27 protein-coding genes are annotated in these 25966 nt (G+C 60.5%); 16 read left to right on the top strand and 11 right to left on the bottom strand.

Annotation, left to right across the window (positions count from 1 at the left end; translation table 11 throughout):
- Positions 1-9: 9 nt before the first annotated feature.
- The 5 genes from pheT (at position 10) to FCL40_RS12290 (ending at position 4350) form a co-directional block, all read left to right on the top strand.
- Entirely contained in the window at positions 10-2397 is a 2388-nt protein-coding gene (gene pheT / locus FCL40_RS12270; RefSeq protein WP_136853590.1) for a phenylalanine--tRNA ligase subunit beta, read from the top strand.
- 4 nt (positions 2398-2401) lie between these two features.
- Entirely contained in the window at positions 2402-2707 is a 306-nt protein-coding gene (gene ihfA / locus FCL40_RS12275) for an integration host factor subunit alpha (protein WP_136853591.1), read from the top strand.
- Between the two features lie 85 nt (positions 2708-2792).
- On the top strand, positions 2793-3527 hold the full coding sequence (locus FCL40_RS12280) for an SGNH/GDSL hydrolase family protein (protein ID WP_136853592.1): 735 nt from the start codon (positions 2793-2795) through the stop codon (positions 3525-3527).
- Complete coding sequence (locus FCL40_RS12285) at positions 3524-3883, top strand: VOC family protein (protein WP_324614079.1); 360 nt, start codon at positions 3524-3526, stop codon at positions 3881-3883. Before FCL40_RS12280 ends, FCL40_RS12285 begins: the two co-directional genes overlap by 4 nt.
- Positions 3880-4350 carry a hypothetical protein gene (locus FCL40_RS12290; protein ID WP_136853594.1) on the top strand — a complete coding sequence of 157 codons (471 nt, stop codon included), beginning with the start codon at positions 3880-3882 and terminating at the stop codon, positions 4348-4350. Before FCL40_RS12285 ends, FCL40_RS12290 begins: the two co-directional genes overlap by 4 nt.
- 46 nt (positions 4351-4396) lie before the next feature.
- Here FCL40_RS12290 and FCL40_RS12295 read toward each other — a convergent pair whose 3' ends face one another.
- Positions 4397-6163, bottom strand: coding sequence for a sensor domain-containing diguanylate cyclase (locus FCL40_RS12295; protein ID WP_136853595.1), 1767 nt, complete (start codon positions 6161-6163; stop codon positions 4397-4399).
- A gap of 178 nt (positions 6164-6341) precedes the next feature.
- Between FCL40_RS12295 and FCL40_RS12300 the strand changes: the two genes are divergently transcribed.
- Entirely contained in the window at positions 6342-6818 is a 477-nt protein-coding gene (locus FCL40_RS12300) for a GNAT family N-acetyltransferase (protein WP_229360327.1), read from the top strand.
- A gap of 20 nt (positions 6819-6838) precedes the next feature.
- On the opposite strand, the gene FCL40_RS12305 is transcribed toward FCL40_RS12300, so the two are convergent.
- Positions 6839-7270, bottom strand: a complete 432-nt coding sequence (locus tag FCL40_RS12305) for a nucleotide triphosphate diphosphatase NUDT15 (protein ID WP_136853597.1) — start codon at positions 7268-7270, stop codon at positions 6839-6841.
- 130 nt (positions 7271-7400) lie between these two features.
- On the opposite strand from FCL40_RS12305, the gene FCL40_RS12310 reads away from it, so the two are divergent.
- The 3 genes from FCL40_RS12310 to lpxM (FCL40_RS12320) all read left to right on the top strand — a co-directional run bounded on the left by FCL40_RS12310 (position 7401) and on the right by lpxM (FCL40_RS12320) (position 10027).
- Positions 7401-7826, top strand: a complete 426-nt coding sequence (locus tag FCL40_RS12310) for an OsmC family protein (RefSeq protein WP_136853598.1) — start codon at positions 7401-7403, stop codon at positions 7824-7826.
- Positions 7827-7993: 167 nt separating this feature from the next.
- Positions 7994-8947, top strand: coding sequence for a lauroyl-Kdo(2)-lipid IV(A) myristoyltransferase (lpxM, locus tag FCL40_RS12315; RefSeq protein ID WP_136853599.1), 954 nt, complete (start codon positions 7994-7996; stop codon positions 8945-8947).
- 129 nt (positions 8948-9076) lie between these two features.
- Entirely contained in the window at positions 9077-10027 is a 951-nt protein-coding gene (gene lpxM / locus FCL40_RS12320; protein WP_136853600.1) for a lauroyl-Kdo(2)-lipid IV(A) myristoyltransferase, read from the top strand.
- Between the two features lie 92 nt (positions 10028-10119).
- Here the strand turns inward: lpxM (FCL40_RS12320) and FCL40_RS12325 are convergent, their stop codons facing one another.
- The gene (locus tag FCL40_RS12325) at positions 10120-10371 is read right to left on the bottom strand and encodes a hypothetical protein (protein ID WP_136853601.1); all 252 of its coding nucleotides are present in this window, start codon (positions 10369-10371) and stop codon (positions 10120-10122) included.
- Between the two features lie 594 nt (positions 10372-10965).
- Here FCL40_RS12325 and FCL40_RS12330 point away from each other — a divergent pair.
- The 5 genes from FCL40_RS12330 to FCL40_RS12350 all read left to right on the top strand — a co-directional run bounded on the left by FCL40_RS12330 (position 10966) and on the right by FCL40_RS12350 (position 15897).
- The gene (locus FCL40_RS12330) at positions 10966-11232 is read left to right on the top strand and encodes a hypothetical protein (RefSeq protein WP_136853602.1); all 267 of its coding nucleotides are present in this window, start codon (positions 10966-10968) and stop codon (positions 11230-11232) included.
- A 407-nt stretch (positions 11233-11639) separates the two neighbouring features.
- Positions 11640-12614 (top strand): transposase, encoded by a 975-nt coding sequence (locus tag FCL40_RS12335; protein WP_136853603.1) that lies wholly within the window; start codon positions 11640-11642, stop codon positions 12612-12614.
- 357 nt (positions 12615-12971) lie between these two features.
- A complete protein-coding gene (locus FCL40_RS12340) occupies positions 12972-13187 on the top strand; it encodes a hypothetical protein (protein WP_136853604.1) in 216 nt (71 codons plus the stop codon).
- A 23-nt stretch (positions 13188-13210) separates the two neighbouring features.
- Positions 13211-15025 carry a GGDEF domain-containing protein gene (locus tag FCL40_RS12345; protein WP_136853605.1) on the top strand — a complete coding sequence of 605 codons (1815 nt, stop codon included), beginning with the start codon at positions 13211-13213 and terminating at the stop codon, positions 15023-15025.
- A gap of 68 nt (positions 15026-15093) precedes the next feature.
- Complete coding sequence (locus tag FCL40_RS12350) at positions 15094-15897, top strand: SAM-dependent methyltransferase (RefSeq protein ID WP_136853684.1); 804 nt, start codon at positions 15094-15096, stop codon at positions 15895-15897.
- Positions 15898-15975: 78 nt separating this feature from the next.
- On the opposite strand, the gene hisIE is transcribed toward FCL40_RS12350, so the two are convergent.
- From hisIE to hisG, 8 genes are read right to left on the bottom strand one after another with little or no spacing between them, the layout of a single operon-like run.
- A complete protein-coding gene (gene hisIE / locus FCL40_RS12355; RefSeq protein WP_136853606.1) occupies positions 15976-16572 on the bottom strand; it encodes a bifunctional phosphoribosyl-AMP cyclohydrolase/phosphoribosyl-ATP diphosphatase HisIE in 597 nt (198 codons plus the stop codon).
- Entirely contained in the window at positions 16569-17342 is a 774-nt protein-coding gene (gene hisF, locus FCL40_RS12360) for an imidazole glycerol phosphate synthase subunit HisF (RefSeq protein ID WP_136853607.1), read from the bottom strand. The genes hisIE and hisF overlap by 4 nt, the downstream gene beginning before the upstream one ends.
- Positions 17324-18061 carry a 1-(5-phosphoribosyl)-5-[(5-phosphoribosylamino)methylideneamino]imidazole-4-carboxamide isomerase gene (gene hisA, locus FCL40_RS12365; protein WP_136853608.1) on the bottom strand — a complete coding sequence of 246 codons (738 nt, stop codon included), beginning with the start codon at positions 18059-18061 and terminating at the stop codon, positions 17324-17326. Before hisA ends, hisF begins: the two co-directional genes overlap by 19 nt.
- Entirely contained in the window at positions 18058-18678 is a 621-nt protein-coding gene (gene hisH, locus FCL40_RS12370; protein ID WP_136853609.1) for an imidazole glycerol phosphate synthase subunit HisH, read from the bottom strand. Before hisH ends, hisA begins: the two co-directional genes overlap by 4 nt.
- Positions 18678-19745, bottom strand: a complete 1068-nt coding sequence (hisB, locus tag FCL40_RS12375) for a bifunctional histidinol-phosphatase/imidazoleglycerol-phosphate dehydratase HisB (RefSeq protein WP_136853610.1) — start codon at positions 19743-19745, stop codon at positions 18678-18680. The genes hisH and hisB overlap by 1 nt, the downstream gene beginning before the upstream one ends.
- A gap of 2 nt (positions 19746-19747) precedes the next feature.
- Complete coding sequence (hisC, locus tag FCL40_RS12380) at positions 19748-20794, bottom strand: histidinol-phosphate transaminase (RefSeq protein WP_136853611.1); 1047 nt, start codon at positions 20792-20794, stop codon at positions 19748-19750.
- Between the two features lie 17 nt (positions 20795-20811).
- Positions 20812-22092, bottom strand: coding sequence for a histidinol dehydrogenase (gene hisD, locus FCL40_RS12385; protein ID WP_136853612.1), 1281 nt, complete (start codon positions 22090-22092; stop codon positions 20812-20814).
- Positions 22093-22102: 10 nt separating this feature from the next.
- Positions 22103-23002: an ATP phosphoribosyltransferase gene (gene hisG, locus FCL40_RS12390; RefSeq protein ID WP_028110612.1), complete on the bottom strand. Its 900-nt coding sequence runs from the start codon at positions 23000-23002 to the stop codon at positions 22103-22105.
- A gap of 359 nt (positions 23003-23361) precedes the next feature.
- Here hisG and FCL40_RS12395 point away from each other — a divergent pair, with 359 nt between their 5' ends.
- Both FCL40_RS12395 and tsaB read left to right on the top strand, forming a co-directional pair.
- On the top strand, positions 23362-25275 hold the full coding sequence (locus FCL40_RS12395) for an ATP-dependent DNA helicase (RefSeq protein ID WP_169307111.1): 1914 nt from the start codon (positions 23362-23364) through the stop codon (positions 25273-25275).
- Complete coding sequence (tsaB, locus tag FCL40_RS12400) at positions 25275-25964, top strand: tRNA (adenosine(37)-N6)-threonylcarbamoyltransferase complex dimerization subunit type 1 TsaB (RefSeq protein ID WP_136853615.1); 690 nt, start codon at positions 25275-25277, stop codon at positions 25962-25964. The genes FCL40_RS12395 and tsaB overlap by 1 nt, the downstream gene beginning before the upstream one ends.
- The last annotated feature ends 2 nt before the right edge of the window (positions 25965-25966 follow it).

A 25966-nucleotide genomic window follows, 5' to 3' on the forward strand; every position in this document is an offset into this window, starting at 1 on the left:
AGGCCGTCAATGAAATTCAGCGAATCCTGGCTGCGTGAGTGGGTGAGCCCTGCCATCTCCACTGACGAGTTGTCCGAACAGATCTCCATGGCCGGCCTGGAAGTGGACGGCGTGGAGCCCGTTGCCGGTGAGTTCACCGGCGTGGTGGTGGGTGAGGTGGTCGAGTGTGGTCAGCACCCCGATGCCGACAAACTGCGCGTCACCAAGGTCAATGTGGGTGGCGAAGAGCTGCTGGACATCGTCTGCGGCGCGCCGAACTGCCGCCTGGGCCTGAAGGTGGCGGTGGCCACCGTGGGCGCGGTGCTGCCCGGCAACTTCAAGATCAAGAAAGCCAAGCTGCGTGGCCAGCCTTCTCACGGCATGCTCTGCTCCTTCTCCGAACTGGGGATCGACGTCGAGAGCGACGGCATCATGGAGCTGCCGGTCGATGCCCCCATCGGCACCGATTTCCGCGAGTTCCTGGGGCTGAACGACAGCGTCATCGAAGTGGATCTGACCGCCAACCGCGCCGACTGCCTCGGCCTGGCCGGTCTGGCCCGCGAAGTGGGCGTGATCAACAGCCTGCCGGTGACCCAGCCCGCCATCGACGCCGTTGCCCCGGTGATCGACGATGTGGTTGGCATCAAGGTGGACGCCCCTGAGCAGTGTCCCCGCTACCTGGGTCGGGTGGTGAAGAACGTCAACGTCAAGGCCGCCTCTCCCCTGTGGATGCAGGAAAAGCTGCGCCGCTCCGGCATCCGCTCCATCGACGCCATCGTCGACATCACCGCCTTTGTGATGCTGGAGCTGGGGCAGCCGATGCACGCCTTCGATCTGGCTCGCATCAACGGCGACATCCAGGTGCGCATGGCCAAGGAGGGTGACGAGCTGACCCTGCTGGACGGCAGCGAGTGCAAGCCCAACACCGACACTCTGCTGATCGCCGACGACAAGGGCCCCCTGGCCCTGGCCGGCATCTTCGGCGGTGAACACAGCGGCGTCAATGGAGACACCACCGACGTGCTGCTGGAGTGTGCCTTCTTCGCCCCGTTGGCGATCCTGGGTCGCGCCCGCGCCTACGGCCTGCACACAGATGCCTCCCACCGCTTCGAGCGCGGTGTGGATCCCCAGTTGCAGGCCCGCGCCATGGAGCGCGCCACCGCGCTGCTGATCGAGATCTGCGGCGGTGAGGCCGGCCCTGTGGTGGAAGCGGTGTCCGAAGCGCACCTGCCCAAGGCCGCCACCATCACCCTGCGTCGCGACAAGCTGGATGGTCTGCTGGGTCACCACATCGCCGACGAGCAGGTGGAGGAGATCCTGACCCGCCTGGGTTGCGACGTCAGCGCCATCGACGGCGGCTGGCAGGCCAAGGCGCCCAGTTGGCGTTTCGATATGGCCATCGAGCAGGACCTGATCGAAGAGGTGGCTCGCATCTACGGTTACAACAACATCCCCAACCTGGCGCCAGTCGCCAAGCTGGAGATGGTGGAGCACCGTGAAGCGGATCTGCACGGTAAGCGCCTGCGCTCCCTGTTTGTGGACCGTGGCTTCCAGGAAGCGATCACCTACAGCTTCGTCGATCCCAAGCAACAGGCTCTGTTGCACCCCGGCGTTGAGCCGCTGGTGCTGCCAAACCCCATCTCCTCAGAGATGTCCGCCATGCGCCTGTCCCTGTGGACCGGCCTGCTGAGCTCCGTGGCCTACAACCAGGCCCGTCAGCAGTCCCGCGTGCGCCTGTTCGAGACCGGCTTGCGGTTCATCCCCGACGAGGGCGCCGAGAACGGCATCCGCCAGGAGCCGATGATCGCCGGAGTGATTGCCGGTCAGGTCGCCGATGAGCACTGGCAGATGGACAGCCGCGCCGTCGACTTCTTCGACCTCAAGGGTGACGTGGAAGCGATGCTGGCCCTGACCAACGACGCCGACGCCTTCAGCTTCCGTCCCGCCAGCCATCCCGCCCTGCATCCTGGCCAGAGCGCCGAGATCCTCAAGGGTGACAAGGTGGTGGGCCTGATGGGCGCGGTTCATCCCCAGCACGAGAAGAAGCTGGGCCTGAACGGCCGCACCCTGGTGTTCGAGCTGGAGATGGCCGCCGTGGCCGACCGCCAGCTGCCCGACGCCCAGCCTGTTTCCAAGTTCACCGCCAGCCGTCGTGACATCGCGGTTGTAGTGAAAGAGGAGGTCGGCGCAGGTGATGTTATCGGTTTGATCAAGAAAGTTGGCGTAAAACAGCTGGTTGGCGTAAACTTGTTCGATGTATACCAAGGGAAGGGAATCGAACACGGCCACAAGAGCCTGGCGATCGCCCTGACCTTGCAAGATGTCGAGCGTACGTTAGAAGATCAAGACATCGCCGACGCTGTCGATACCATCGTTGCCGCTCTTGCTCAAGAGTTCAACGCACAGTTGAGGGACTGATATCATGGCCTTAACCAAAGCCGATATGGCAGAGCACCTGACCGAAACTCTCGGCATTCACAAGAAAGATGCCAAGGATCTGGTAGAGGCGTACTTCGAGGAGATTCGCCTGGCCCTGGAGTGTGGCGAACAAGTGAAACTGTCGGGTTTTGGTAACTTCGAACTTCGGGATAAGAATCAGCGCCCTGGGCGCAACCCCAAGACCGGTGAAGATATTCCCATCTCCGCCCGTCGCGTGGTGACCTTCCGTCCCGGACAGAAGTTAAAAGCCAGAGTAGAGGATCTACAACTGGACATGGAAGAAGCCTGATCAGCTTCTGAGTCCTCGAAAAACCCAGCCCCAGCGGCTGGGTTTTTTGTATAAGCTCTTTAAGGGAAATGATGGGAGAGGGGAGATGGGCTATCTGTTGACCAGTGTGCTGCTGTGGCCACTGCTGCTCTACCAGGGGATACGGGTACGCAGGACCACGGTGCGTCTGCCTCAGGCCTCGGGCCGCCGCCATGGTCAGGCGGGGCAGGGGCCCCGGCTGAGGGTGCTGGTGTTGGGTGATTCCGCCGCCGCCGGGGTCGGGGTGGAGCATCAGCAGCAGGCGCTGTCGGGGCAGTTGGCCGAGGCGCTGCAGCCACGCTTCTCGGTCCAATGGCGGCTGGTGGCCCGCAGCGGCCTGACCACAGCTAAAATGTTGAGATACCTGAGCAAACGCAAGGCAGAGCCCTTCGATGTGGTGGTAATCTCTCTGGGCGTCAACGATGTGACCCGGGGCGTGGCAGCCGGATCCTGGCTGGACCAGCAGCGGCAGTTGATCGCGCTGCTGAGGGAGAAGTACGGCTGCCGCCATGTGGTGGCAGCGGCCATTCCCCCCATCGGCCAGTTTCCCGCCCTGCCGCAGCCGCTGCGCTGGACCCTGGGGCGGCACGCCAGCAAGTTGGACCGCCATGCTCGCCGCTGGATGGCAGAGCAGCCCGATTGCGACCGGGTGGAGTTTGGCTCACTGGACGACCCGTCGATGATGGCCGCCGATGGTTTTCACCCCGGGGCGCCCATCTACCGGCTTTGGGCTCAGGAGGTGGCCAGGTGCATCGAACGGCGCTGGACAGAGTCTGAGGATCCAACAGGGAGTTGCCCATGAACGAAACCATCAACTACATCGAGTTCGGATCTCGCCACCTGGCGGCCAGCAAGAGCTTCTTCGAGCATGCCTTCGGCTGGCGCTTTACCGACTATGGCGCCGACTACACCGCCTTCGAGGGCGGTGGCCTGCAGGGGGGACTGTTCCGCAGTGAGCGGGCCAGCCGGGCGGAGCAGGGCGGGGCGCTGCTGGTGCTGTTCAGCGAGGATCTGGAGGCCAGCCTGGAGAAGGTCTCTGCCCTGGGGGCGCAGATCTGTCGCCCCATCTTCCCCTTCCCCGGCGGCCGCCGCTTCCACTTCGTCGAGCCCGGCGGCAATGAACTGGCCATCTGGAGTGATAAGGAACCCAACCCATGAGACAGCTCCGGCTGCTGTTGGCCGTCACGCTGCTGGCCGGATGCCAGTCGGCGCCCAAGACGGCCGCACCCGAGGCGTGCGGCCAGCTAGCGCCCCGCGTCCACCTGGTGGAGGGGGAGGCCCTGGCGGTGGATCACCCTCAACTGACTCCCATGCTGGCCGCCAGGGGCGACCTGGACGGCGATGGCATCGATGAGGGGGTGGACGTGGTGGTGCACCAGCCCGGGGGCAGTGGCAGCTTCTACTACCTGTCGGTCAACCGGGGGCTGGCGTGCGGATTCGAGCCGCTGGCCGCGGTGTTTATCGGCGATCGCATCGCCTTGGACGCCCTGGAGGTGAGTGGTGGGCGCCTGTCGCTGACCTTCCGTGACCGGGATCCGCAGGAGCCGATGAGCGCCTCCCCGACCCGGCTCAACCGCTGGCGTTTTGCCCTGGAGGAGGGCCGGCTCAACAAGCTGGCGCGCTGAGGGCCGCCAGGCCGGGCCGACACTGCCCCGGCGACGCCAACGCGCACTAGTTCAGGGTGTTGACCTGGTCGCCGCCCCCCTGCTTGGCCCGGCTCAGGGACTGGCGGACACGGCTGATCATCTGTTCCAGCGAGTAGTCCGGCGGATACTGGGCCACCCCCAGGCTGGCGGTGCAGTGTTCACCGTGGGTGAAGTGGGTCTGGCCAAACATGGCATACAGCTTGACGGCCGCCACCTTGGCCTCGGCCAGTTGGGTGTCGGGCAGGATCACCATAAAGGTTCCGCCCTCCCAGCGCCCCACCATGTCGGTTCGGCGGGTGTGGGCCGACAGCAGTTGAGCGGTCTCCGCCAGCACCTCGTCGCCGATGAGGCGGCCATGGCGGTCGTTGATCTCCGCCATGTTATCGATGTCCATTAGAATCAGTGAGAAGGGGCGGCCGTAACGCTCCTCGCTCAGGATCTCCTGGGTGAGCAGCTCCTCCATTTGCACTCGATTTGGCAGCTGGGTCAGCTTGTCCACCGTGGTCTTCTCCTCCAGCTCGTGGCTGGCTTGCTGCAGCTCATCGGTGACCGCATCGATAAAATGCATCAGCCGGCCCATGATGCGCAGGTGCTGGTTGGCATAGGGGTCGTCAACCAGCTCCGCCGCCTCCTCGGGCGGATCCCGAAGCGTCTCCCGGGCGGGGGGCGCCTCGCCCTCTCGCAGGCCCACGGCCACCATGGTGGAGTTCAGCAGCAGCAGGTCCTCACCGTTTCCATAGAACTCACCATAGGTGTAAAACCCCGTGGTGGGCGCCAATTTGGCAAACGGCAGGGTTTCCAGCTCCACCTGCTCTTGCATCAGGAAGCGCCGGCAGCCGCAGCTGTAGAGGAATACCGCCTCCGGCGCGAACCGGGTCATCTTGTCGTGCACCTGGCGGGCATCGCGGATGATCATCCTCGGATCGCCGTAGCCCAGCCGTACCTCCTCTCCCTGGCGAATGTCGGCGAAGAACTCGACGCTGCGATCCCTGCAGACGCTGATCGGCGTGCGGGCCAGAGTATGCTTGCCCCGGGTCACCATCAGCGGAAACTCCAAGCAGTTGAGGTGGAAGCGCTCGTCGTTGGCGATATTGAGGTAGCGGGCAAGCACCTCGAAGGCGGGCCGGTTATCCAGCAGCGTCAGGGTGAGCCCCTTGACCTCGGTGGCGATCATCGGCCGGCTCAGGGCCCGCCAGCCGAGGTAGCTGTGGCAGTCGATATGCAGATCGTCCCCTTTGAAGATCACCGCCACTACGCCACTGTCCCGGCAGCGCTGCTGATGCAGCACCAGGGAGCGCTTTACCCGGCCATAGTCGGCGGCGCCGCCGCCGAAGACGGGGTAGGCCAGGCGACCCCGGTTCAGCCCGGCGATCAGGGTATTGGCATTGAAGGTGGTGGAGGTGGTCAGCAGCAGCAGCCCGGCAACTTTCAGCCTCTGGGCCAGAATCTGCAGCAGCTCCTTGGCGGTGTGTTCCTCATCTCCGCGCTTACAGGGCAGAAACAGGGTTTCCACGCCGCTGGACTCCAGCAGGGTGACCCCGACCACGGTGCTGCCGGTGAGGGTGTGGCCGAGGTGAATCTCGCCCACGGTGGAGGCACCCACCACCCGGGCCTGGGGATAGCGCGCCAAAATGGCCGCAGCGATGCTCTCCAGCCACTCGGGCTCCTGCTGGGCGCTGTAGATCTGCACCAGCATGGCGCTGGCCCTCTCTGCCCACCGCCCCAGTTCCGGGTCGGCCAGTAACGAGGTCAGTTCGCTGTTGCTGTCGAGGTTGAAAGAGAGCTGTTTCATCCGTGCGTCAGGCCATTCCTTGGTTAAACCGGTGATCCATCGAAAGGTGTATGTAAATCACTTGCTGCGGATCTCAGGTTCATTCTGACAAATTTGCCAACGGAATAGAATGGATGGTAAGTAAAGAGTGGCCTTCGGGCCGTGGTTTTGTGAGCTCGGGGTACTCAGGGGGAGAATGATGAAAATTCGACAGATCTGTACGGATGACAATTCGCAGCTGGCTAAAATTATTAGGGATGTGCTCGCCGAGTATGGCGCCAATCGACCGGGGTTTGCCTGGCAGGATCCCGAGCTGGATGCCCTGAGCCAGGTCTACGTCGGTGATGGCCGTCGCTACTGGGTGGCGGAACTGCAGGGGCGGGTGGTCGGCGGTGTCGGCATCGCGCCGTTTGACTGCCACTGGCCGGCCACCTGTGAGCTGCAGAAGATGTATCTCAGCCGCGACTGCCGGGGGCAGGGGATCGGCCAGACCCTGCTGGAGACGGCGCTGGGTTATGCCCGGCAGCAGGGGTATCGCCACTGCTACCTGGAAACCTTCGGCCCCATGCTGGCCGCAAGGGGGTTGTATGAGGCCAGCGGCTTCGAGTCGTTGCCGGCTCCCTGGGGGGACAGTGGCCATACCGCCTGTGACTGCTGGATGATGAAGGCGCTGTAGGGGCGCCTTTTGTTGCCGAATCAGGCGTCGGCGGCGGGCAGGTAGTGGGTGCCGGCCAGGTAGGAGGCGACGCTCTGTTCGCTGGCGTCGAAGTGGGGTTGGGGTAGGGCGCTCGGGTCGACCCAGATCCAACCCTCGCACTTGTCCGGCTCCAGGTTCAGCGGCTCCTCGCCCTGGTGTTCGGCCAACAGCACCACGGAGACGTAGTGTTTCCCCTCTTCGCGATAGGTGCGCAGGTTGTTGGTGATGGCCAGTACCCTCGGGTCTTCGATGGTGAGCCCGGTCTCCTCCCGGGCTTCTCGAATGGCGGTCTGCTCGAAGGTCTCTCCCAGCTCCAGGTGCCCCCCGGGGATGGAGTAGTAGGGGGCGTGGGCGCCCTTGCGTTTGCCAATCAGGATTTTGCCGTCCCGGCGTCGAATAATGACACCGATTCCGACCTTTGGATGAGTCATAATCTGTATTCGGGTGATCCGGGCCACAAAGGATCACCCAGAGCCGATGTAATGTCAAAGAGAGGCTTGCGCGGGGGACGGCAATTCCCTAGCATGCTTTAGCTATTTCTAATGTAAGAGACTTTCCACTATGGCTGACAAGATCTACCACGTTCGTTCCTCCATGACCGAGGGCTGGAAAATTACCGCCCAGGTGCGCAAGCATACCCTGGTTATCGACCAGCCCAGCGGTGGGGACGAGGGTGCCAACCCACTGGAGACGTTCCTGTTCTCCCTGGCCGCCTGCATCTCCACCATCGGCAAGATGGTGGCCCGCGAGGAGAAGATCGAGCTGCGGGGCATCGAGGTGGACGTCAAGGCGGTGCTCAACCCCGCCGGCCTGGTTGGCAAGGAGAGCGACGACCCCGTGGGCTTCAAGTCCTTCGAGATTGTGGCCGACATCGACGCCGACCTGACCGATGAGGAGAAGATGGCCCTGCTGGACAAGACCTGCCACCGTTGCCCCGTCCACGACAACATCCTGCGGGCGAGCCTGGCCACTCACCAGATTGCCTGAGGGTTAACTTAAGTAACACTTTGTTTTGCACTACAGTTTTTCTATGCGGCTGCTATAATCCGCAGCGTGTGAAGCGTCCCCAGGGGGCCGGGTACCAGCGCCGACTAACGGCTTGGTTCGGCCCCTTGTCGATCCTGCGTTTCGGTAGCAGCATCAAGAGAGTGAAAGTGACTGCCCGTATTAATCCTCCTAGCCCCGAGCATCGTCCCTCATTTCGTCTGGCCCTGTTGCACCCCAAATACCTGGGGGTGTGGCTGTCTATGCCGCTGTTTATCCTGCTGGCCTTCCTGCCGTTCCGCTGGCGAGACGCCGTGGCGGTCCGGCTGGGGCGCGTGGTCGGCCGCCGCGCCCGCCGCAGCCGCCGCAGGGCGGAGATCAACCTCAGGCTCTGCTTCCCCCAGTGGAGTGAGCAACGGCGTCAGCGGTTGGTGGATGAGATGTTTGAACTTGCCGCCATCTCGCTGCTCTCCGGCACCACCTTGCTGGTGCGCAGCCGCCGCTGGCTGGAGCGCCACATCAAGCTGGTGGGGGAGGAGCATCTCAAACCCTATCTGGGGGGCGACAAACCGCTGATCTTCGTTGTGCCCCATACCTGGTTTGTGGACTTCCCCGGGCTGCTGCTGGCCTCCAGGGGCTACCCGATGACCACCATGGTCAATCCCCAGAAGAATGAAGCCACCGACTATCTGATGCAGAAAGCCCGCAGCCGCTTCGGCGGCAAGATCTTCGGCCGAGGCGCCGGCATCCATTCGCTGCTCGGGGCGATCAAGGAGGGGTTCTGCGCCTACTACCTGCCGGACCAGGACCACGGCCAGGCACGAAGTGAGTATGTGCCACTGTTTGCCAGCCACAAGGCGACGCTACCCTGCATGGGCAAGATGCTGAACGCCACCGGTGGGGTGATCTTCCCCATGGCGGCAACCTATGATCGAAGCCGCGGTCAGTTTCGTGGCGTGATTCGGCCCGCCATCACCGAGGTGGCGGCGGACAGAGCGGCGGATGCGCGGCGCTTGAACCAGGAGATCGAGGCGCTGATCGGCGATGACCCGGCTCAGTACATGTGGATCCTGAAATTCTTCAAGAGCCAGCCGCCGGGTACGCCGGATCCCTACGCCCGCTGATGAAATCCTGTTCAGTCATTACCTTGAAACCGGTCTGTCGCCGGGGTTTGCAAGGGGAGGCGTTGTGAGTCAGTCGGGGTTCAGGTAAGGTGTGAACGTCTTCAAAAGCATCAATACCAGAACAATACTATGTCCCTGCCTTTGTCCGCTAGCCAGCCCTACAGGGTGAAATTCCGCTACAGCATGCTGTCGCCAAAGTATTGGCCCTCGTGGCTGGCCGTAGGGTTGATGCTGCTGACGGCCTACCTGCCGCACCGGGTTCGCTATTGGTTGGCCAGGGGGTTGGCGCGGATCATTCGTCCCTTCTGCAAGAAGCCCATTCGTATCGCCCGGGCGAATCTGGGCGCCTGTTTCCCCGAGATGAGCGAGGCCCAGACCGAGTCGATCTTAAGGAACATGATGTTCTGTTTCGCCCTGGTGGGGCTGAGCATGGGGGTACTGGCGGTCAAGTCACGTAAGAATTTGGAAAAACACATCTCTATTAAAGGGCTGGAGCACATCGAGCGGGCCCGGGCCCAGGGCAAACCCATCGTGTTCCTGGTGCCCCACCTGTGGGGCATTGAGTACGCCGGCGCCCGGCTGTCTGCCTGGGGACTGCCGATGATGGGGATGGTGAAGCACCACAAAAACCCGGTGTTTAACTGGCTCAGTGTGCGCCAGAGGTGCCGATTCGGTGGCACGGTCTATCACAGGGACGCGGGCTTGCGTACCCTGGTGCAGGGGCTACGCCGTGGTGAGAGCTTCTTCTACCTGCCGGATCAGGATCATGGACCCAAGAAGAGCATTTTTGCCGATTTCTTTGCCACTCAGAAGGCCACACTGCCGGTGATCAGCCGACTGGCCAACTGCGGGGGCGCCGTGGTGTTGCCGTTGACCATAGGCATCGACAAGGAGCGGGGCCACATGACTATGGAGGTGTTCGAGGCCCTGGAGATGGATGAGAAGATCTCCAAGGAGGAGGAAGCCAAGTTGTTGAATCAGCAGCTGGAGCGATTGATTGGTGCCCACCCCGAACAGTACATGTGGTTTTTGAAGGTGTTGCACACCAGGCCTGAAGGCGCCAAGCTGCTTTACCGCTAGAGAACAAAACGCCCGGCAATGCCGGGCGTTATCTTTTCGGTGTCGGGGTATCGCTTGCGACAGACACCCGGGAAGGAGGCTGGATTCATCAGTTATGCCTCAAAACTGCTGAGGGAGCTGTGTCTGGTGTGTGCCGCGCTTTGAAACAGCAGCAGCTCCCAGGCCAGGTTGTGCAGGGTCTGGCTGTCGCTGCTGGTGAGCTCCTGCATGCAGATGTCACCGGCTTCCAGCATCTCCTTGAGCTCCGGTTCCTGCAGGCGCATGACCGCACGGCCACTCATCGAGTGGTAGACGGTGAGGCTGCAGGGACGCTGGTCCAGGCGGGCATCGATGGTAAACAGCATAACGGATCTCCTCTATCGTTTATGTAAATGATAACGGTTCTCATTTGGTTGTCAAGAACGATGTCACTGATTTTTGGCAGGGTTCTGACGCGGTATGCCATCTGGTCGGAAAATAGTAAAAAAGCATGATAATTCAATTCCTTAAAATATCGAATTGAAGAGTTCTCTACTCGAAAGAGGATAAATGGCTGTATCGGTTGGAATTGATAATTACTAATTATAAATTCAGTGACTTATTCAATAATGATCTTGTCGGCGACCACTCTTTACTATCCTCCTAATTTAATGGGATAAAGTTCACTGTCCACTGTTAATGTGATAATTTGTTACAGTGCATCATTTCCTAAATGAATGATATGCATGAGGATAATGCTTTTCCTTGGTGGAAATGCGTCAATATTCAGTCGCGCTTGATGAAAATGCTTTTGATTTTAACTTCTATGGCCGCGTGATCCGCTTAACGTTTTTCTTATCAGGTTTGTATTTATAAGTGGCTGTAAAACAAAGCTAATAAAAAATATATTTTTAAGCTCTTTTAATTTACGTCCAGCCAGTATAACTTAAGCATCGAATTGTACTTGAAGGATAACGAAAATGGACTACGTGGTTTTTGGGAGAGCCAACGAAACCGATGCCGAGGATAACTTCATCGGTTTCCATTTTGAGCAGTTTGATGTGCAGGCTGACAGCGCCGAAGACGCGCTGGAGCTGGCGGAAGAGCAGATGTGTCAGCGTCTGGATGACGTGAACCTGCAGCAGAATAAGCTGTTTCTGGGTTTCGAGCTGGCCGGCTTGAGGCTGAGCGACTACCTGGATATGAAAGCCGAGATCGACTCTGGCGAGTTTGAGCTATTCAATTAACCACTCCAAGTGGCTTTGGGGGGATGTGTCGCGCCACCTGTTGGCGTTGCTGTCATAACAGGACGTTTAATAAAAATAACGGCAATACAATTAATTGAAAAAGCCGAACTGAGATGATGCCCCTCAAGAGGGTGAAACAGATCAGTACTGATGGCCCCGCAATCGCGGGGTCATTTTCTTTGCCCGACCCAAACCGCCCGTTTCCTCTATCAAGACACCCATCTTTAGTCCCCCTCTCGCGTTTCCTCTATCAAGACACCCTTCTTTTGTGTCTCCGCCCTATCTAAGCCCTGATATCTAGGCTGGGCGATATCAAGAAAGTAATCGCAACCGCAGACCATCGGCCAGAGTTAGGCGAAAGGCCTCTTGCACTACACTTATCGTTCGCTTTTGGAACGGAGGGAGCCATGCCAAAGGCCAGGAAGCAACAAGTCAGCTTGGATCACACACGCCACTACCACTGCATCAGCCGATGCGTCAGGCGTTCATTTCTCTGTGGCAAAGACCAGTACAGCGGCAAGTGCTATGAGCACCGGCGCCGCTGGGTGGAGGACAGGCTGCTCTGCCTTGCCAAGGTGTTTGCCGTCGATGTGCAGGCGTACGCGGTAATGAGCAACCATACCCACGTGGTGCTCTATATCGACCTGGAAGCTGCAAGGGCCTGGGAGGACCTTGAGGTGATATCGCGTTGGCACCAGCTGTTCAGTGGCACCTCGTTGACCAGGCGATTTGCCGATAGCGAGAGACGCGGGTCCATGGAACCCTGGGAGTTGGACTTGGTCAGGGCGCAGGTTGATCTCTACCGGGCCCGACTGGCGGATATCAGCTGGTTTATGCGGGCGCTTAACGAGTACATTGCCCGTAAGGCGAATAGGGAGGACGAGTGCACGGGAAGGTTCTGGGAAGGGCGTTTCCGCTCCCAGGCGCTGCTGGATGAGCAGGCGCTGCTCTCCTGCATGGCCTATGTTGATCTCAACCCGATACGTTCCGGTATTGCCCAAACACCGGTGAGCTCCAAGCACACCAGCATCAGACGGCGTATTCGAGCGGCAGAAGATGGCAAGCAGCCCTCTGAGCTCAGGTGCTTTGCCTCACCAAAATCCTCCACAGAGACCATTCCTTGCCACCTCAACGACTATTTAGAGCTGGTTGATGTTACCGCCAGGGTGATGACTAAAGGAAAAGGTCATCTACCAGCATTATCACCGCCCCTGTTGCAGCGGCTCGATGTTGACTTCGATTGCTGGTTGGAGCTGACTCAAGGGTTTGAGTATCAGTTCAGTCATTACGCCGGGCGGGTGGAGAGCTTGAGACGTTGTGGTGAGGCCAAACAAATTCAGCGTGTACGCGGAACCTCGGCAGCCAGACGGCTTTTCGGTTAACCTATCTTCTCCTATATGCCCGTAATTCGCCCTGGGAGAATGGCGAATGATTTTTCACGGATCTTGTCTGAATCTAAAAGGTATTGAGGAGAAACAAGTGCAGCTGAAAGTGAGTTGATATCGCAGGTGATATCAAAAATTGAGTTTGTACCAATGAAACTGTTCAAGGATTGATAACCTGGGTGTCTTGATAGGGTGCGATTGGGTGAAAAGGTGGGTGTCTCGATAGGATGTTGCCAAAAGGTAACGAAGTGCTTTACTCGGTGTGGCTGGCATTGGTATGATTTTTCATCGGTTTCTGTCGTTGTAGTGGTTCGGAAACCACTCAGGGACTGTCACAATTAGGGAATTGAAAAAATGTCTAAACTGCTCGACTACCTTAATGAACTGGATAGTAACGCCAATCTGAAGTCTGCACACGATAAGGATCCCGAGGGGACAATGAAAGGCTATGGTCTGAGCGAGGATGAATGCAATGCCATGCTTTCCGGGGATCGTAAGAGAGTGGCTAAAGTGATGGGAGTCTCTGACCAAGAGGTTGAGATTATGACTATCCACGTTAAGCAGTTCTAGCTGACCTAATTGGGAAGCAGACAATGAGGCAACTATTTTATCTTTGGCTTTTTTTCTTGTTTCCTTTTGGCGCAATTTCATCACAAGATAGTAAAGAAGTTGACGTAATGCTGACCTCACTGGTGGAGGTTATCTACGATGATGAAAAGGAAGCGGAAAAACTTTTCTCCTATCTTTTTGAACGCCGAGAACACCTTAAAGAAAGCCAAGTTCAAAGGCTTATCCTTCTAAAATCCTATCAGCTTGCGATAATAGAAGAGCATAATAGTAGAATTAGATTGCTGAACAGCTATCCTTGGTCTGACGCCGAGGGTGAATACAGGCTTCGAGCTTACCATCAGTACTCGGAAGCTTATGGAAGCATTGGGGAGTACAAACAGGCATTTGAATATGCGACTAAATCAGTCGAGCTGTCTGGAACTTCCAGTGACCCAACGTTGCAGATGTTATCTCTGCAAGCATTGTACTCATCATTCAACTCTATTTACCTTTATGATAAGTCTATTGCGGTGGCAGACAGGATATTTCAATTAGGAGTGGATAATGATTCATTGAGAATTCAATGTTATGGTTTGGCGGATAGAGTCGAAGCACTATTTCACAAGAGACATTATCAAGCGGTCATCGAGTCTGCTCAGAAGGTAAAAGACACATGTTCACTGAGTGATGATGACCTAATCAAAGATATTGTTGATATATATTTAATCTCAAGCGGTCTGCTGTCAGGTGATGTCGACAAAGACGCGTTAAGAAAAGTGGTCGAAAAACACAAGCGTCTGTCCGAACTGCCTTATCAATACGCTCTTGTCCTCAATAACGCATTGGGCAGTGCTTTTTTTCATTTTGGTGACCTGTCGAAATCATACGATTTTACTGTGCTAGTGACAAGTTCAAACAAGATCTCCAAGACAGAGGAGATATATCTCGACTCTCTTAAAAGGTTGCTGGAGATAATGGTTGTTCAAGGTGATGGGGCATCAGTCGCTGCCATATCGAGAGAGCTATCTGATGTTTACGATGAATTTATTCGCAAAGTGCTGGAGCGGCAGGCATTCTATTATTTGAGCAAGGTCAGTGAACAGGAAGAAAAAAGAAAGAGCAACCTTCTTGAAAGAAATAGGGAGCGATTGGAGTGGCAGGCCAAGCTTAACGCGACAAAGTACCAGCAGGTTAAGTTCATGCTGATCTGGTCATTGGTCGGCTGCATAATCTTGATACTACTTGTGACGCGCGTGTATTTGCAGAAGCGGAAGATCAAAGTCTCCCTCGAGACAGATAATCTGACCAAGGTCTTGTCCCGGGTCAGCCTGATGAAGTCCTGCACCAAGGCGGTGGCGGAGGCGAAGCGGCGGGAGCAGCCGTTGTCCTTGGTGGTGTTTGATCTGGACCTCTTTAAACGGATTAACGACACCTTCGGTCATGCGTTGGGGGACTGGGTATTGAAGACCGTGTCGCGGGTGGTGCGCAACAGCATTCGTGACAAGGATATTCTGGGTCGTCTTGGTGGCGAGGAGTTTGTTATCTGTTTGCCCAATACGGATATCGAGCAGGCCAGGCTGTTGTCGGAGCGCTGCCGTGAGGGGCTGGAGCGGATTGTGGCGCCGGTGGCCGGTCGTGCCCCCGATATCAGTGCCAGTTTCGGGGTGGCAAGGTTGGATGAGACCGTGGACAGCCTGGATAAGCTTCTGGTCACCGCCGACAGGTGCCTGTACCAGGCCAAGCATCTTGGGCGCAACCGGGTGGCGACGGTACTGGATGAAACCTCTACCGATGCCTATCAGCCGTCGATGGGGCTGTGCACCCTGCAGGCAGAGCAGGGTCAGGTACCAGTGAAGTAGAGCGGGCCTACCCGGAGGCGGCTTGCTGCCGCCGGGTAGGATTTTTTGTTGCAGGAAGAGTGTGAGTGATGGGCAAACAGGGCAGTTTGGTTTGTGTGGGCTCGGGGATGCGGTTGGCGGGACAGCTTACTCCCAAGGCCAAGAGCTGCATCGAGCAGGCGGACGTGGTGCTGGCGGCGATGGCCAACCACCTGAGCCGGCAATGGATCAAGGAGATGAGCAAGGAGTACCGCTGCCTGCTGGATCTCTACGGTGAGGGGGGCGGCGAGGGCAAGCCGCGGGGCCAGACCTATGATGAGATGGCCGCGCGCATCATGGAGGAGGTGCGCAAGGGGCGCAGGGTGTGCGCGGTGTTCTACGGCCATCCCTCGGTGTTCTCCTGCATCTCCAAGAAGGCGATCGATCTGGCCCGCGCCGAGGGTTTCCCGGCCCATATGGAGCCGGGGATCTCGGCGGCGGACTGCCTGTTCTCGGATCTGGAGATCGACCCGGCCAGCGATGGTGAGCAGGCGATGGAGTGCACCCAGTTTATGATTTATGAGCGGCGCATCGACCCCAGTGCGCTGCTGATCCTGTGGCAGCCCGGGGTGGCCGGGGATCTCTCCATGAAGCGCTTCGAAACCAACCAGGCCTACATCCAGCTGCTGGTGGAGAAGCTGTCGCGGGATTATCCGCTGGACCATGAGGTGATCCTCTACGAGGCGGCCACCTCGCCGCTGGAGTCCACCCGCATCGAGCGCCTGCCTCTGGCCGAATTGCCCCAGGCTACCCTGAATCAGATCACCACTTTGGTGGTGCCACCCTGTCGGGAGATGACTCCGGATAACGCCATGTTGGATAAGCTGAAAACCTTGGCTGAAACGGTGTGGTAGTGTCGGCTTTAAAACGGAATGAAAATAGAAAGGGCAGCCCAATGGCTGCCCTTTCTTCTATGCAGTTCTTTGAAACCGCTATTTATGCCGCTGCGCTAGCCTGGCGATCACCTCGGGCAATGGCAGCTGCTGCTGCTCCAGCAGTACGGTGAGGTGGTAGAGCAGGTCGGCGGTCTCATCAAGCAGGTTTTCCCTGTCGTTGGTGGCGGCGGCCAGGGCCACCTCCACGCCCTCTTCACCGACCTTTTGGGCCACCCGTCTGGGGTTGCCCGCCAACAGCTTGGCGGTGTAGCTGCTGTCCGGATCGGCGCCTCGGCGGGCAGCCACCACCTGGGCCAGTTTGCCCAGGAAGGGCTGGTTGTCCAGATCGTTAAAGCAGCTGGTGTTGCCCAGGTGGCAGGTGGGGCCGGCTGGGGTGGCCTGCACCAGGATAGCGTCGTTGTCGCAGTCGGTGCCAATGCTCACCAGGGTGAGCACATTGCCGGAGCTCTCCCCCTTGGTCCACAGCCTGTCCTTGGAGCGGCTGTAGAAGGTGACCTTGCCGCTCTCCAGGGTGACCGCCAGGGCCTCCGGGTTCATGTAACCCAGCATCAGCACCTGACCACTGTGGTGGTCCTGAACCACGGCGGGGACCAGGTTGTTCATCTTGTTCCAATCAATTGAGAGAGTGGTCATAGCCGTACCTCGATGCCTTGCTGTTTCAGATAGCCCTTGAGCGCCATAATATCGATGATCTGTTTGTGGAACACCGAGGCGGCCAGGGCGCCGTCCACCCGGGCCTGCTTGAACACCTCGGCGAAGTGCTCCATGGCCCCGGCACCGCCGGAGGCGATCAGCGGCAGGCCACTGACCTGACGGATGGCGCTGAGCTGGTCGATGTCGTACCCCTTGCGCACACCGTCCTGGTTCATCACGTTGAGGACAATCTCGCCGGCGCCACGCTTCTCCACCTCCTGGGCCCAGTCCTGGGTGTACCATTGGGTCTGGCGGGTGGCAGACTCGTCGCCGGTGAACTGGTACACCTTGTAGCTGCCGCTCTCGGTGTCAAACCAGGAGTCGATGCCCACCACCACGCACTGGCGGCCGAAGGTGTCGTTGAGGCGGGTGATCAGGCTGGGATCCGCCAGGGCAGGGGAGTTCACCGAGATTTTGTCTGCGCCATCCGCCAGGATCTGGCGGGCGTCTTCGATGGTGCGAATGCCGCCGGCGACGCAGAAGGGGATGTTCAGGCGCTCGGCCACGGCGCTGACCCAGCTCTTGTCCACGGTACGGCCGTCGCTGCTGGCGGTGATGTCGTAGAACACCAGCTCGTCGGCGCCCTCGTCGGCGTAGCGCTGGGCCAGGTTGAGGATGTCGCCCACCACTTCATGGTTGCGAAACTGCACGCCCTTGACCACCTGGCCCGCCTTAACGTCCAGGCAGGGGATTATCCGTTTTGCCAGCATGCCAGAGCCTCCTCGATGGTAAAACGGCCGGTGAGCAGGGCCTTGCCGATGATGATGCCGCCGATGCCGATGGCTTTCAGCTGCTTGAGATCCTCCAGCTCGGCGATGCCGCCGGAAGCCTGCCAGCTTATCTCCGGGTATTGGCCAATCAGGGTCTGGTAGAGGGCCACGTTGGGGCCGGTCAGCATGCCGTCGCGGTCGATGTCGGTGCACAGCACGTGCTTGAGGCCAGCCTGGCGCAGCGGGGCGATCACCTCTTCCACCAGTTTGCCCGAGCCTTTCTGCCAGCCGTGGGTGGCCACCTGAGCGTTACCTTGATCGTCCAGCAGCAGGTCCAGGGCGACGGTGATGCGCTCGGCGCCGAACTGCTGGATCCAGCCCGCCACCAGTTGTGGGTCGCGGGCGGCCAGGGAGCCGATGACCACCTTGTCCACACCCAGCTTCAGCAGGGCCTCCACCTCGGCCTTGTCGCGAATGCCTCCGCCCACCTGGATGGGGCAGCTGAGGTTCTCCACCAGCCGGGTCAGGGTGTCCAGCTGGCGGTTGGCGGGATCCTTGGCGCCGTCGAGGTCGACGATGTGCAGCAGGGCACTGCCGGCGTCGCGGTAGTGGCTGAGCTGGGCCAGGGGATCGGTATCAAATTGGGTCACCTGGTTGAAATCGCCCTTTTTCAGACGCACCACCTGGCCGTTGATTAAATCGATGGCTGGAATGATCACGCTGTCATCTCCAAGAAATTGCTGAGTATCTTAGCGCCCACGGCGCCACTGCGTTCGGGGTGAAACTGTACCCCCATCAGGTTGTCCCGGCCCACGGCGGCGGAGAAGGGCTGGCCGTAGTCGCTGCTGGCCAGGGTGAGTTCGCCCACCGGTGCCGCATAGCTGTGGACGAAGTAGACGTAGCTGCCGGCGTCGATGCCCTCGAACAGCGGGTGATCGCTGGGCGCCAGGGTGTTCCAGCCCATGTGGGGCAAGGGCTGACCGGCGGTTTCCAACTGGGCGACCTTGAAGGGCAGCAGGCCGGTCATGGGAGTCTCTTCGCCGCCGGTGGCGCTCTCCTCGCTGGCCAGGCCCAGCAGCTGCATCCCCAGGCAGATCCCCAGCAGGGGCTGGCTGACCTTGCCCAAAGTGTCCAGCACACCGCTCTGTTTCAGGGCGGCCATGCCGGCGCCGGCGCTGCCGACCCCGGGGAGGATCAACCTCGGGCTGGCGAGGATCACCTCCGGATCCCGGCTGACGGTGACCTGGGCGCCCAGACGGGCCAGGGCGAAGCGTACCGACGCCAGGTTGGCGCAGCCGGTGTCGATGATGGTGACTTTAGGGGCATCCTGGCTCATCAGAGCACCCCCTTGGAGGAGGGCAGCTCATTGCCTTCGATGCGTACCGCCTGGCGCAGGGTTCGGCCAAACACCTTGAACAGTGCCTCGACCTTGTGGTGCTCGTTGTCGCCGTCCACCGACAGGTGCAGGGTGGCGCCCAGGCTGTCGGCCAGGGATCGGAAGAAGTGGGGCACCATTTCGGTGCTGAGATCCCCCACCTTGTCGCGGCTGAACTCGGCCTCGAAGCGCAGGTAGGGGCGACCGGACAGGTCCAGCAGGCACTGGGCTCCGGTCTCATCCATGGGCAGGGCGAAGCCAAACCGACCGATGCCGCGCTTGTCGCCCAGGGCCTGCTTCAGGGCCTGGCCCAGGGTCAGGGCCACGTCCTCGACGCTGTGGTGTTCGTCGATGTGCAGGTCGCCGCTCATGGAGAGGGTCAGGCCGATGCCGCCGTGGGTGGCGATCTGCTCCAGCATGTGGTCGAAGAACCCCACGCCGGTGTTGATGCTCACCGGGCCCGGGGTGTCGAGATCCACCTCAATCTGGATGTCGGTCTCACGGGTGGTGCGCCGGGCGGTGGCACGACGTTCACCTTGGGTGAGCTGAGCCAGGATCTGCTCCCAGCCGAAGTTGTCCCTGTCGTAGCGGATGCCGGCTACGCCCATGGCGCGGGCCAGCTCCATGTCGGTCTCCCGGTCGCCGATGACGGCGGAGCGGGTGAAGTCCACCTTGCCCTGGGTCAGGTAATCGCGCACCAGCCCCAGCTTGGGCTTGCGGCAGCTGCAGTTGTCGCTGTCGAAGTGGGGGCAGATCAGCACCTCGTCGAAGCGCACCCCCTGGCTGGTGAACAGCGCCATCATGGCGTTGTGGGGGGCATCGAAGTCCGCCTGGGGGAAACTGTCGGTGCCCAGACCGTCCTGGTTGGAGACCATCACCAGGCGGTAGCCCGCCTGCTGCAGGGCCAGCAGGGCCGGCACCACCGCGGGCTCAAACACCAGCTTCTCCAGGGAGTCGAGCTGTTTGTCGATGGGCGGCTCCTCTACCAGGGTGCCGTCACGGTCGATAAAGAGGATGGGTTGTTTCATGGTTATGCATCCTGTTGAAAAGCGGTCAGGGCGTTGGTGAGCAGCGCCATTTCGGAATCGCTGCCGATGCTGATTCTGAGCCAGCCGGGCAGGGCACCGTAGGCTCGAATCAGTATCCCCTGAGTTTGTAGGGTTTTAAAGAGGTCGTCGGCACCATCGGCCTTAAACAGAACAAAGTTGGCGGCGGACTCCAGCACCTGATCGACATACGCCAGTGTGCCGAGGGCGGCCACCAGGGCGCTGCGGCGAGCGTTGAGCTGAGCCACCTGGCTCTGCATACGTCGGATGCCAAAGTCGCTCAGGGTCTCCAGGGCCAGGTCCGCCACGGGCTTGGGCACCGGGTAGGGGGCGATCACCTTCTCCAGCATGGTGATGATCTCTTTGCCTGCCAGCAGGAAGCCGCAGCGGGCGCCGGCCAGGGCAAACGCCTTGGAGAGGGTGCGCAGCACCACCAGGTTGGGGCAGCCTCCAATGGCGCCTGCCAGGCTCTGGTCGGCGCAGAACTCGATGTAGGCTTCATCCACCACCACCAGGGTGTCTGGCAGGGCGTCCGCCAGGGCCAGCAGATCCTCGCGAGGTACCAGGGTGCCGGTGGGGTTGTTGGGGTTGCAGACGAACACCAGCTTGGCGCCGCGGCCCGCCTCGGTCAGCGCCAACGGCAACTGATAGCCCTCCTCCCAGGGCACCGCCTGATACTCGACGCCGCAAGTGAGGGCGCTGATGCCGTACATGCCGTAGCTGGGGGCCAGGCTGACCACCTTGTCCTGGCCCGGGACACAGAAGGTGCGGATCAGCAGCTCAATCCCTTCGTCGGCCCCTCGGGTGATCAATAGCTGCTCCGGGCGCACGCCGGCATAGCCAGCATAGGCGGCGCGCAGCTCCGGTGGCTGACAGTCCGGATAGCGGTTGACGTCCGCCACATTGGCGTTACGCCAGGGGCTCTCGTTGGCATTGAGCCAGACATCGCCGCCACTCATGCTGCGGCGGGCGGAGGCGTAGGGAACGAGTTCCCTCAGTTCGGGGCGACAGAGGCGTTCGGCCAGGTTCATTACTGCTCTCCTTACTCTTAATCCAGTTGCGCCATGCGTAGGGATACTGCCTTGGCGTGGGCATCCAGGCCTTCGGCGTCAGCCAGGGCGATCACCGTGGGGGCCAGTCCCTTGAGACCGTCGCGGCTCAGCTCCTGCACCGTATAGCGACGGCAGAAGTCCGCTAGGGACAGACTCGACGCACTGCGGGAGGCGCCATAGGTGGGCAGCACGTGGTTGGTGCCACTGGCGTAGTCGCCCACAGACTCCGGAGACCAGGGCCCAAGGAAGATGGAGCCGGCGGCGCGCAGTGTGCCGAGCAGTTCCCTGGGGGCTTTGGTTTGCACAATAAGGTGCTCGGGGCCATAGGCGTTGGAGACCTCACAGGCCTGCTCCAGGCTCCCTACCACCAGGGCGCGGCTCTGTGACAGGGCGGCGGCGGCGATCTCCTTGCGGCTCAAGGTGGTGAGCTGACTCACCAGGGCGGCGTTGACCCGTTCGGCGAAGCTGTCGCTGAGACACACCAGCATCGCCTGGCTGTCCTCACCGTGTTCTGCCTGGGACAGCAGGTCGGCGGCCACGAACTCGGGGTTGGCGTCGTCATCGGCGATCACCAGCACCTCGGAGGGGCCGGCGGGCATGTCGATGGCGGTGCCACTCTGGCTGACCTGGGTCTTGGCTTCGGTGACGAAGCGGTTGCCCGGGCCGAAGATCTTGTCCACCTTGGGCACGGTCTCGGTGCCGAAGGCGAGGGCGGCGATGGCTTGGGCTCCGCCGACGGGGAACAGCTGCTGCACCCCGCAGCGCCAGGCGGCGTAGCAGATGGCGTCGCTCACCGGAGGCGGAGTGGTCATCACCCGCACTTCGCAGCCAGCCAGCTTGGCGGGAAGGGCCTGCATCAACACAGAAGAAACCAGGGGGGCACTGCCGCCGGGGACATAGAGACCCACCCGCTCAATGGCTTCGCTGCGCAGTTCGCACACCACGCCGGGCCGGGTTTCCACTCGTACCGGCTGGAACTGCTGAGCGTCGTGGAAGGCGGTCAGGTTGTCGATGGCGGCGTCGATGGCGGCCTTGAGGCTGGCATCGATGCGCTGGCCGCGGCGGCCCAGTTCGTCGTTGTCGTACGTCAGGGCGTCGGGACGGCCTCCGTCGAACTTCTCGCTCAGCTCAAGCAGGGCGTTGTCGCCACCGCTGCGAACCTGGTCGAGAATGCCGGCCACCGCCTGGGTGAGATCCCGGCTCTGCACCTGATCCGCCCGGGCCAGGGCCAGAGTCTGTTCGGCGTCGCACAGCTGGTTCCAGTTGAGTACTTTCATCTTTAACCTCTTAACCCAGCATCTTCTCAATGGGCAGCACCAGGATGGAGCTGGCACCCAGGGCCTTAAGCTGTTCCATGGTTTCCCAGAACAGGGTTTCGGAGCTGACCGCGTGCAGGGCCACCCGCTCGCTGTCCTGGGCCAGGGGCAGTATGGTGGGGTTCTCGGCGCCGGGCAGCAGGGCCACCACCTGGTCCAGTGTCGCCTTGGGGGCGTGCAGCATGATGTATTTGCTCTCCCGGGCCTGGATGACGCCATTGATGCGGGTCAGCAGCTTGTCCACCAGTTCCTGGTTGGTGGCGCTCAAGGGGGAGGCGGTCTGAATCAGGGTGGCCTTGGAGCGGAAGATCACCTCGGTCTCCTTCAGGCCGTTGGCTTCCAGGGTGGCACCGGTGCTCACCAGATCGCAGATGGCGTCGGCCAGGCCGGCGCGGGGAGCCACCTCTACCGAACCCTTGAGCATGCAATCGCTGAAGGGGACGCCGGTCTTCTTCATGTAGCTGGCCAGTAGGTAGGGGTAGGAGGTGGCGATGCGTTTGCCCGCCAGGGTGGTGGGGCCGTCCCAGGCCAGATCCTTGTCCACCGCCAGAGAGAGGCGGCAGCCGCCGAAATCCAGGCGACGCAGGGTGGTGAACTCACAGGGGCGATTCATCGCCTCGCGCTCCAGGCGCTCCTCCTCCAGCACGTTTTCGCCAACGATGCCCAAGTCCACCACGCCGTCCATCACCAGACCGGGGATGTCATCGTCGCGGACACGCAGGATGTCGATGGGCAGGTTCTGGCAGTGGGACAGCAGGCGCTGGTCCCGCAGGTTGAGCTTGAGGCCAGCACCCTTGAGCAGGGTTTGGCATTCATCGGCCAGGCGGCCGGATTTTTGGATGGCGATTCTCAGTCGTTGTTGAGTCATGATTCAGTCCTGATAAAAAACAAAAAACCCTGGGCGCTTGCTCCAGGGTTCTTGTGTGTTCAGGATTCTGAATCCGCTGGAGGGCGCCGTTTAAACAGCAGCCTCCAGCGACAATGCCAAAGGCTACCGCTTGAAATGATGATGGTGATGTAGGGCAGCAAACTTCAGCATGGGTGCGAATTCCTAATGATTCAGTACAAAATTCTGTGCACGTTCAACGTGGCGTGCTTTTAAGCTAATTCAGTGAATAAATAATTGCAACAACCAATTTACGCTTTTTTTCTGATGAATCCATAACCCCGCTGCCAGGGACGGCAGGCTGTGTCATAATGGCCGCCCCTTACAAGCTCGTGTGTCGCTCCATGTCCCGTTTCTCCAGCAAAATCAAAAAGGCGTTCGCCGCCGATGGCCTGCTGGCGGAGACTCTGGAGGAGTTTCGCCACCGCCCGCAACAGCAGCAACTGGCCCATGCCCTGGCGGAGCACAGCACCCCGGGTAAGGTGCTGGTGGCGGAGGCGGGCACCGGCATCGGCAAGACCTTCGCCTACCTGCTGCCGGCCCTGCTGAGCGGCAAGAAAGTGGCCATCAGCACCGGCACCAAGAACCTGCAAGATCAGCTCTTTTTCAAAGATCTTCCCCGACTTTTGCCGCTGATCGACTCAGGGGTCAAGGTGGCGCTGCTCAAGGGACGGGGCAATTACCTGTGCCTGTATCACCTGACTCAGCAGCTGGCGGACCCCGAGGCGCAGACCCCGGTGGAGATGGACCAGCTGATTCGCATCCGCAGCTGGGCCAATGGCACCGGCAGCGGCGATATGGCGGAGATGGACTCCCTGGCGGAGGACGCCCCCATACTGCGTAAGGTGACCTCGACCCAGGACAACTGTCTGGGCAAGGCCTGCCCGGATTTCGACCGTTGCTTCCTGAAAAAGGCCAGGGCCAAGGCGATGGGGGCGGATCTGGTGGTGATCAACCACCACCTGTTCTTCGCCGATTCGGCGCTGAGAGAGGGGGGCTTTGGTGAACTCCTGCCGGAGCTGAACTGGATCATCTTCGATGAGGCCCATCAGCTGCCGGACATCGCCCTGACCCGCTACGGCGAGCGCCTCTCCGCCTCCAGCTTTCACTACCTGGGCCGGGACGTGCGCCGGGTGTATAAGACCCTGAAGGATTGCAAATCCCTGGAGACCCGGGCCGACGAGCTCAGTCAGTGGGCGGATGAACTGACCGAGGCGATCCAGGCCAACGGCGAACCGGCCTGGCAGGCACAGCTGGGGTTTGAGGCGGTGGCGTCGGCCTGGCAGGGGCTGACCCGCTCCCTGGGGATGTTGAAGACCGAACTGGGCTACCACCTGGGGCGGGATGAGCTGGGGGATCAGTGCTTCGAGCGCAGTGCCCGGCTGATGGGGCTGCTGGACCATTTCGGCAACCCGGATGCCAAGCGCATCTACCGGCTGGAGCGGCGGGAGCGGGGCTTTGGCCTGGTCTCCAGTCCCATGTCGGTGCGGGACGAACTCAAGGCGCTCTATAACAGTTACCACTGCGCCTGGGCCTTTACTTCGGCCACTTTGCAGGTAGGGGGCGATTTTGGTTACTTTTCCCGGCAGATGGCCCTAGAGAAGGCTGATTCACTGATTCTGGACAGCCCCTTTGATTACGCCAGCCAGGCGCTGATCTGTGTCCCCCGGCACCTTCCACAGCCCCATGAGGCCAATGTGGCCGAGCATCTGGCCGAGATCGCCTCCAGGCTGATTGAGGCGGCAGATGGGCGCACCTTCCTGCTGTTTACCAGTTACCAGATGATGTACCGGGTGGGGGAGTTGCTCAGTCACCGTCAGAGCCGGCCCCTGCTGGTGCAGGGGATGGACTCCAAGCGGCAGCTGCTGAGTCGCTATCATGCCTATGGCAACGCGGTTCTGCTGGGTACCGCCGCGTTCTGGGAGGGGGTGGACGTTAGAGGCCGGGCGCTCTGTTGTGTTATGATCGACAAGCTGCCTTTCGTCTCTCCGGACGACCCCCTGACCCAGGCCAGGCTGACCGCCTGCGAGCGCAGTGGTCAGGATCCCTTTGCCATGGTGCAATTGCCTCAGGCGATCCTCGCCCTGAAGCAGGGTGTCGGCCGGTTGATTCGCAGCGAACAGGACCAGGGGGTGCTGGTGATCTGCGACCCCAGACTGGTTCAGCGCCCTTACGGCGAACAGTTTATACGCAGCCTGCCTCCGATGACGCGGACCCGCGGGCTGGACAAGGCTCTAGCACGATTAAGAGAAGTTTGATGTCTGAAAAGATTTTAATCATCGATACCGCCACCGAGAACTGCTCGGCGGCCCTGGTGCTCGGTGATCGGGTGATTGACCTGTGTGAAGAGGCTCCTCGTGAGCACAGCCAGAAGATTCTGCCCTTCGTGGAGCAGCTGTTGGCGGAGGGGGGCGTGACCCTGGCGGAACTGGACGCCATCGGCTTTGGCCGGGGTCCAGGCAGCTTCACCGGTATCCGTATTGGCACCGCCATGATGCAGGGACTGGCCCTGGGCGCCGAGCTTCCGGTACTGCCCATCTCCAACCTGGCCGCCATGGCCCAGGGCGCCATCGATGCCGGGGCCAGCACGGTGGTCGCCGCCATCGACGCCCGCATGGGCGAGGTGTATGTGGGCCGCTACGAGAGCCGCGATGGCCTGGCCACCCTGGTGGAGCAGGAGCTGGTGATCGCTCCCGATGAACTGCTTGCCCTGGAGCTGATGCAGGGGGACGAGCTGGTGGCTGTGGGCACAGGGTTTGAGACCTACCCAGAGCTGCTGGATGACGGACGCCTGACCGTCAGTGGCGATCATCGTCTGCCCAGTGCTAAGATGATGGTGCCTTTGGCACTGGAACTCTATCGCAACGGCGGCGCTCTGCCTCTGGAGCAGGTGGAGCCGGTGTACCTGAGAGACAACGTTGCCTGGAAAAAGATGCCAGGTAAGTAACC

The organism is Ferrimonas sediminicola (genome assembly GCF_005116715.1).
GTDB classification, from domain to species: Bacteria; Pseudomonadota; Gammaproteobacteria; order Enterobacterales; family Shewanellaceae; genus Ferrimonas; species Ferrimonas sediminicola.

Coding starts and splice junctions, on each gene's coding strand:
- FCL40_RS12295 (WP_136853595.1), bottom strand. CDS start 6,163: ATGAAACAGCTCTCTTTCAACCTCGACAGCAACAGCGAACTGACCTCG.
- FCL40_RS12330 (WP_136853602.1), top strand. CDS start 10,966: ATGGACTACGTGGTTTTTGGGAGAGCCAACGAAACCGATGCCGAGGAT.
- FCL40_RS12285 (WP_324614079.1), top strand. CDS start 3,524: ATGAACGAAACCATCAACTACATCGAGTTCGGATCTCGCCACCTGGCG.
- hisH (WP_136853609.1), bottom strand. CDS start 18,678: ATGAGCCAGGATGCCCCTAAAGTCACCATCATCGACACCGGCTGCGCC.
- FCL40_RS12350 (WP_136853684.1), top strand. CDS start 15,094: ATGGGCAAACAGGGCAGTTTGGTTTGTGTGGGCTCGGGGATGCGGTTG.
- FCL40_RS12325 (WP_136853601.1), bottom strand. CDS start 10,371: ATGCTGTTTACCATCGATGCCCGCCTGGACCAGCGTCCCTGCAGCCTC.
- pheT (WP_136853590.1), top strand. CDS start 10: ATGAAATTCAGCGAATCCTGGCTGCGTGAGTGGGTGAGCCCTGCCATC.
- hisIE (WP_136853606.1), bottom strand. CDS start 16,572: ATGACCACTCTCTCAATTGATTGGAACAAGATGAACAACCTGGTCCCC.
- FCL40_RS12310 (WP_136853598.1), top strand. CDS start 7,401: ATGGCTGACAAGATCTACCACGTTCGTTCCTCCATGACCGAGGGCTGG.
- FCL40_RS12335 (WP_136853603.1), top strand. CDS start 11,640: ATGCCAAAGGCCAGGAAGCAACAAGTCAGCTTGGATCACACACGCCAC.
- FCL40_RS12395 (WP_169307111.1), top strand. CDS start 23,362: ATGTCCCGTTTCTCCAGCAAAATCAAAAAGGCGTTCGCCGCCGATGGC.
- hisF (WP_136853607.1), bottom strand. CDS start 17,342: ATGCTGGCAAAACGGATAATCCCCTGCCTGGACGTTAAGGCGGGCCAG.
- FCL40_RS12280 (WP_136853592.1), top strand. CDS start 2,793: ATGGGCTATCTGTTGACCAGTGTGCTGCTGTGGCCACTGCTGCTCTAC.
- hisC (WP_136853611.1), bottom strand. CDS start 20,794: ATGAACCTGGCCGAACGCCTCTGTCGCCCCGAACTGAGGGAACTCGTT.
- FCL40_RS12340 (WP_136853604.1), top strand. CDS start 12,972: ATGTCTAAACTGCTCGACTACCTTAATGAACTGGATAGTAACGCCAAT.
- FCL40_RS12345 (WP_136853605.1), top strand. CDS start 13,211: ATGAGGCAACTATTTTATCTTTGGCTTTTTTTCTTGTTTCCTTTTGGC.
- FCL40_RS12300 (WP_229360327.1), top strand. CDS start 6,342: ATGAAAATTCGACAGATCTGTACGGATGACAATTCGCAGCTGGCTAAA.
- hisB (WP_136853610.1), bottom strand. CDS start 19,745: ATGAAACAACCCATCCTCTTTATCGACCGTGACGGCACCCTGGTAGAG.
- tsaB (WP_136853615.1), top strand. CDS start 25,275: ATGTCTGAAAAGATTTTAATCATCGATACCGCCACCGAGAACTGCTCG.
- ihfA (WP_136853591.1), top strand. CDS start 2,402: ATGGCCTTAACCAAAGCCGATATGGCAGAGCACCTGACCGAAACTCTC.
- FCL40_RS12290 (WP_136853594.1), top strand. CDS start 3,880: ATGAGACAGCTCCGGCTGCTGTTGGCCGTCACGCTGCTGGCCGGATGC.
- hisD (WP_136853612.1), bottom strand. CDS start 22,092: ATGAAAGTACTCAACTGGAACCAGCTGTGCGACGCCGAACAGACTCTG.
- FCL40_RS12305 (WP_136853597.1), bottom strand. CDS start 7,270: ATGACTCATCCAAAGGTCGGAATCGGTGTCATTATTCGACGCCGGGAC.
- lpxM (WP_136853600.1), top strand. CDS start 9,077: ATGTCCCTGCCTTTGTCCGCTAGCCAGCCCTACAGGGTGAAATTCCGC.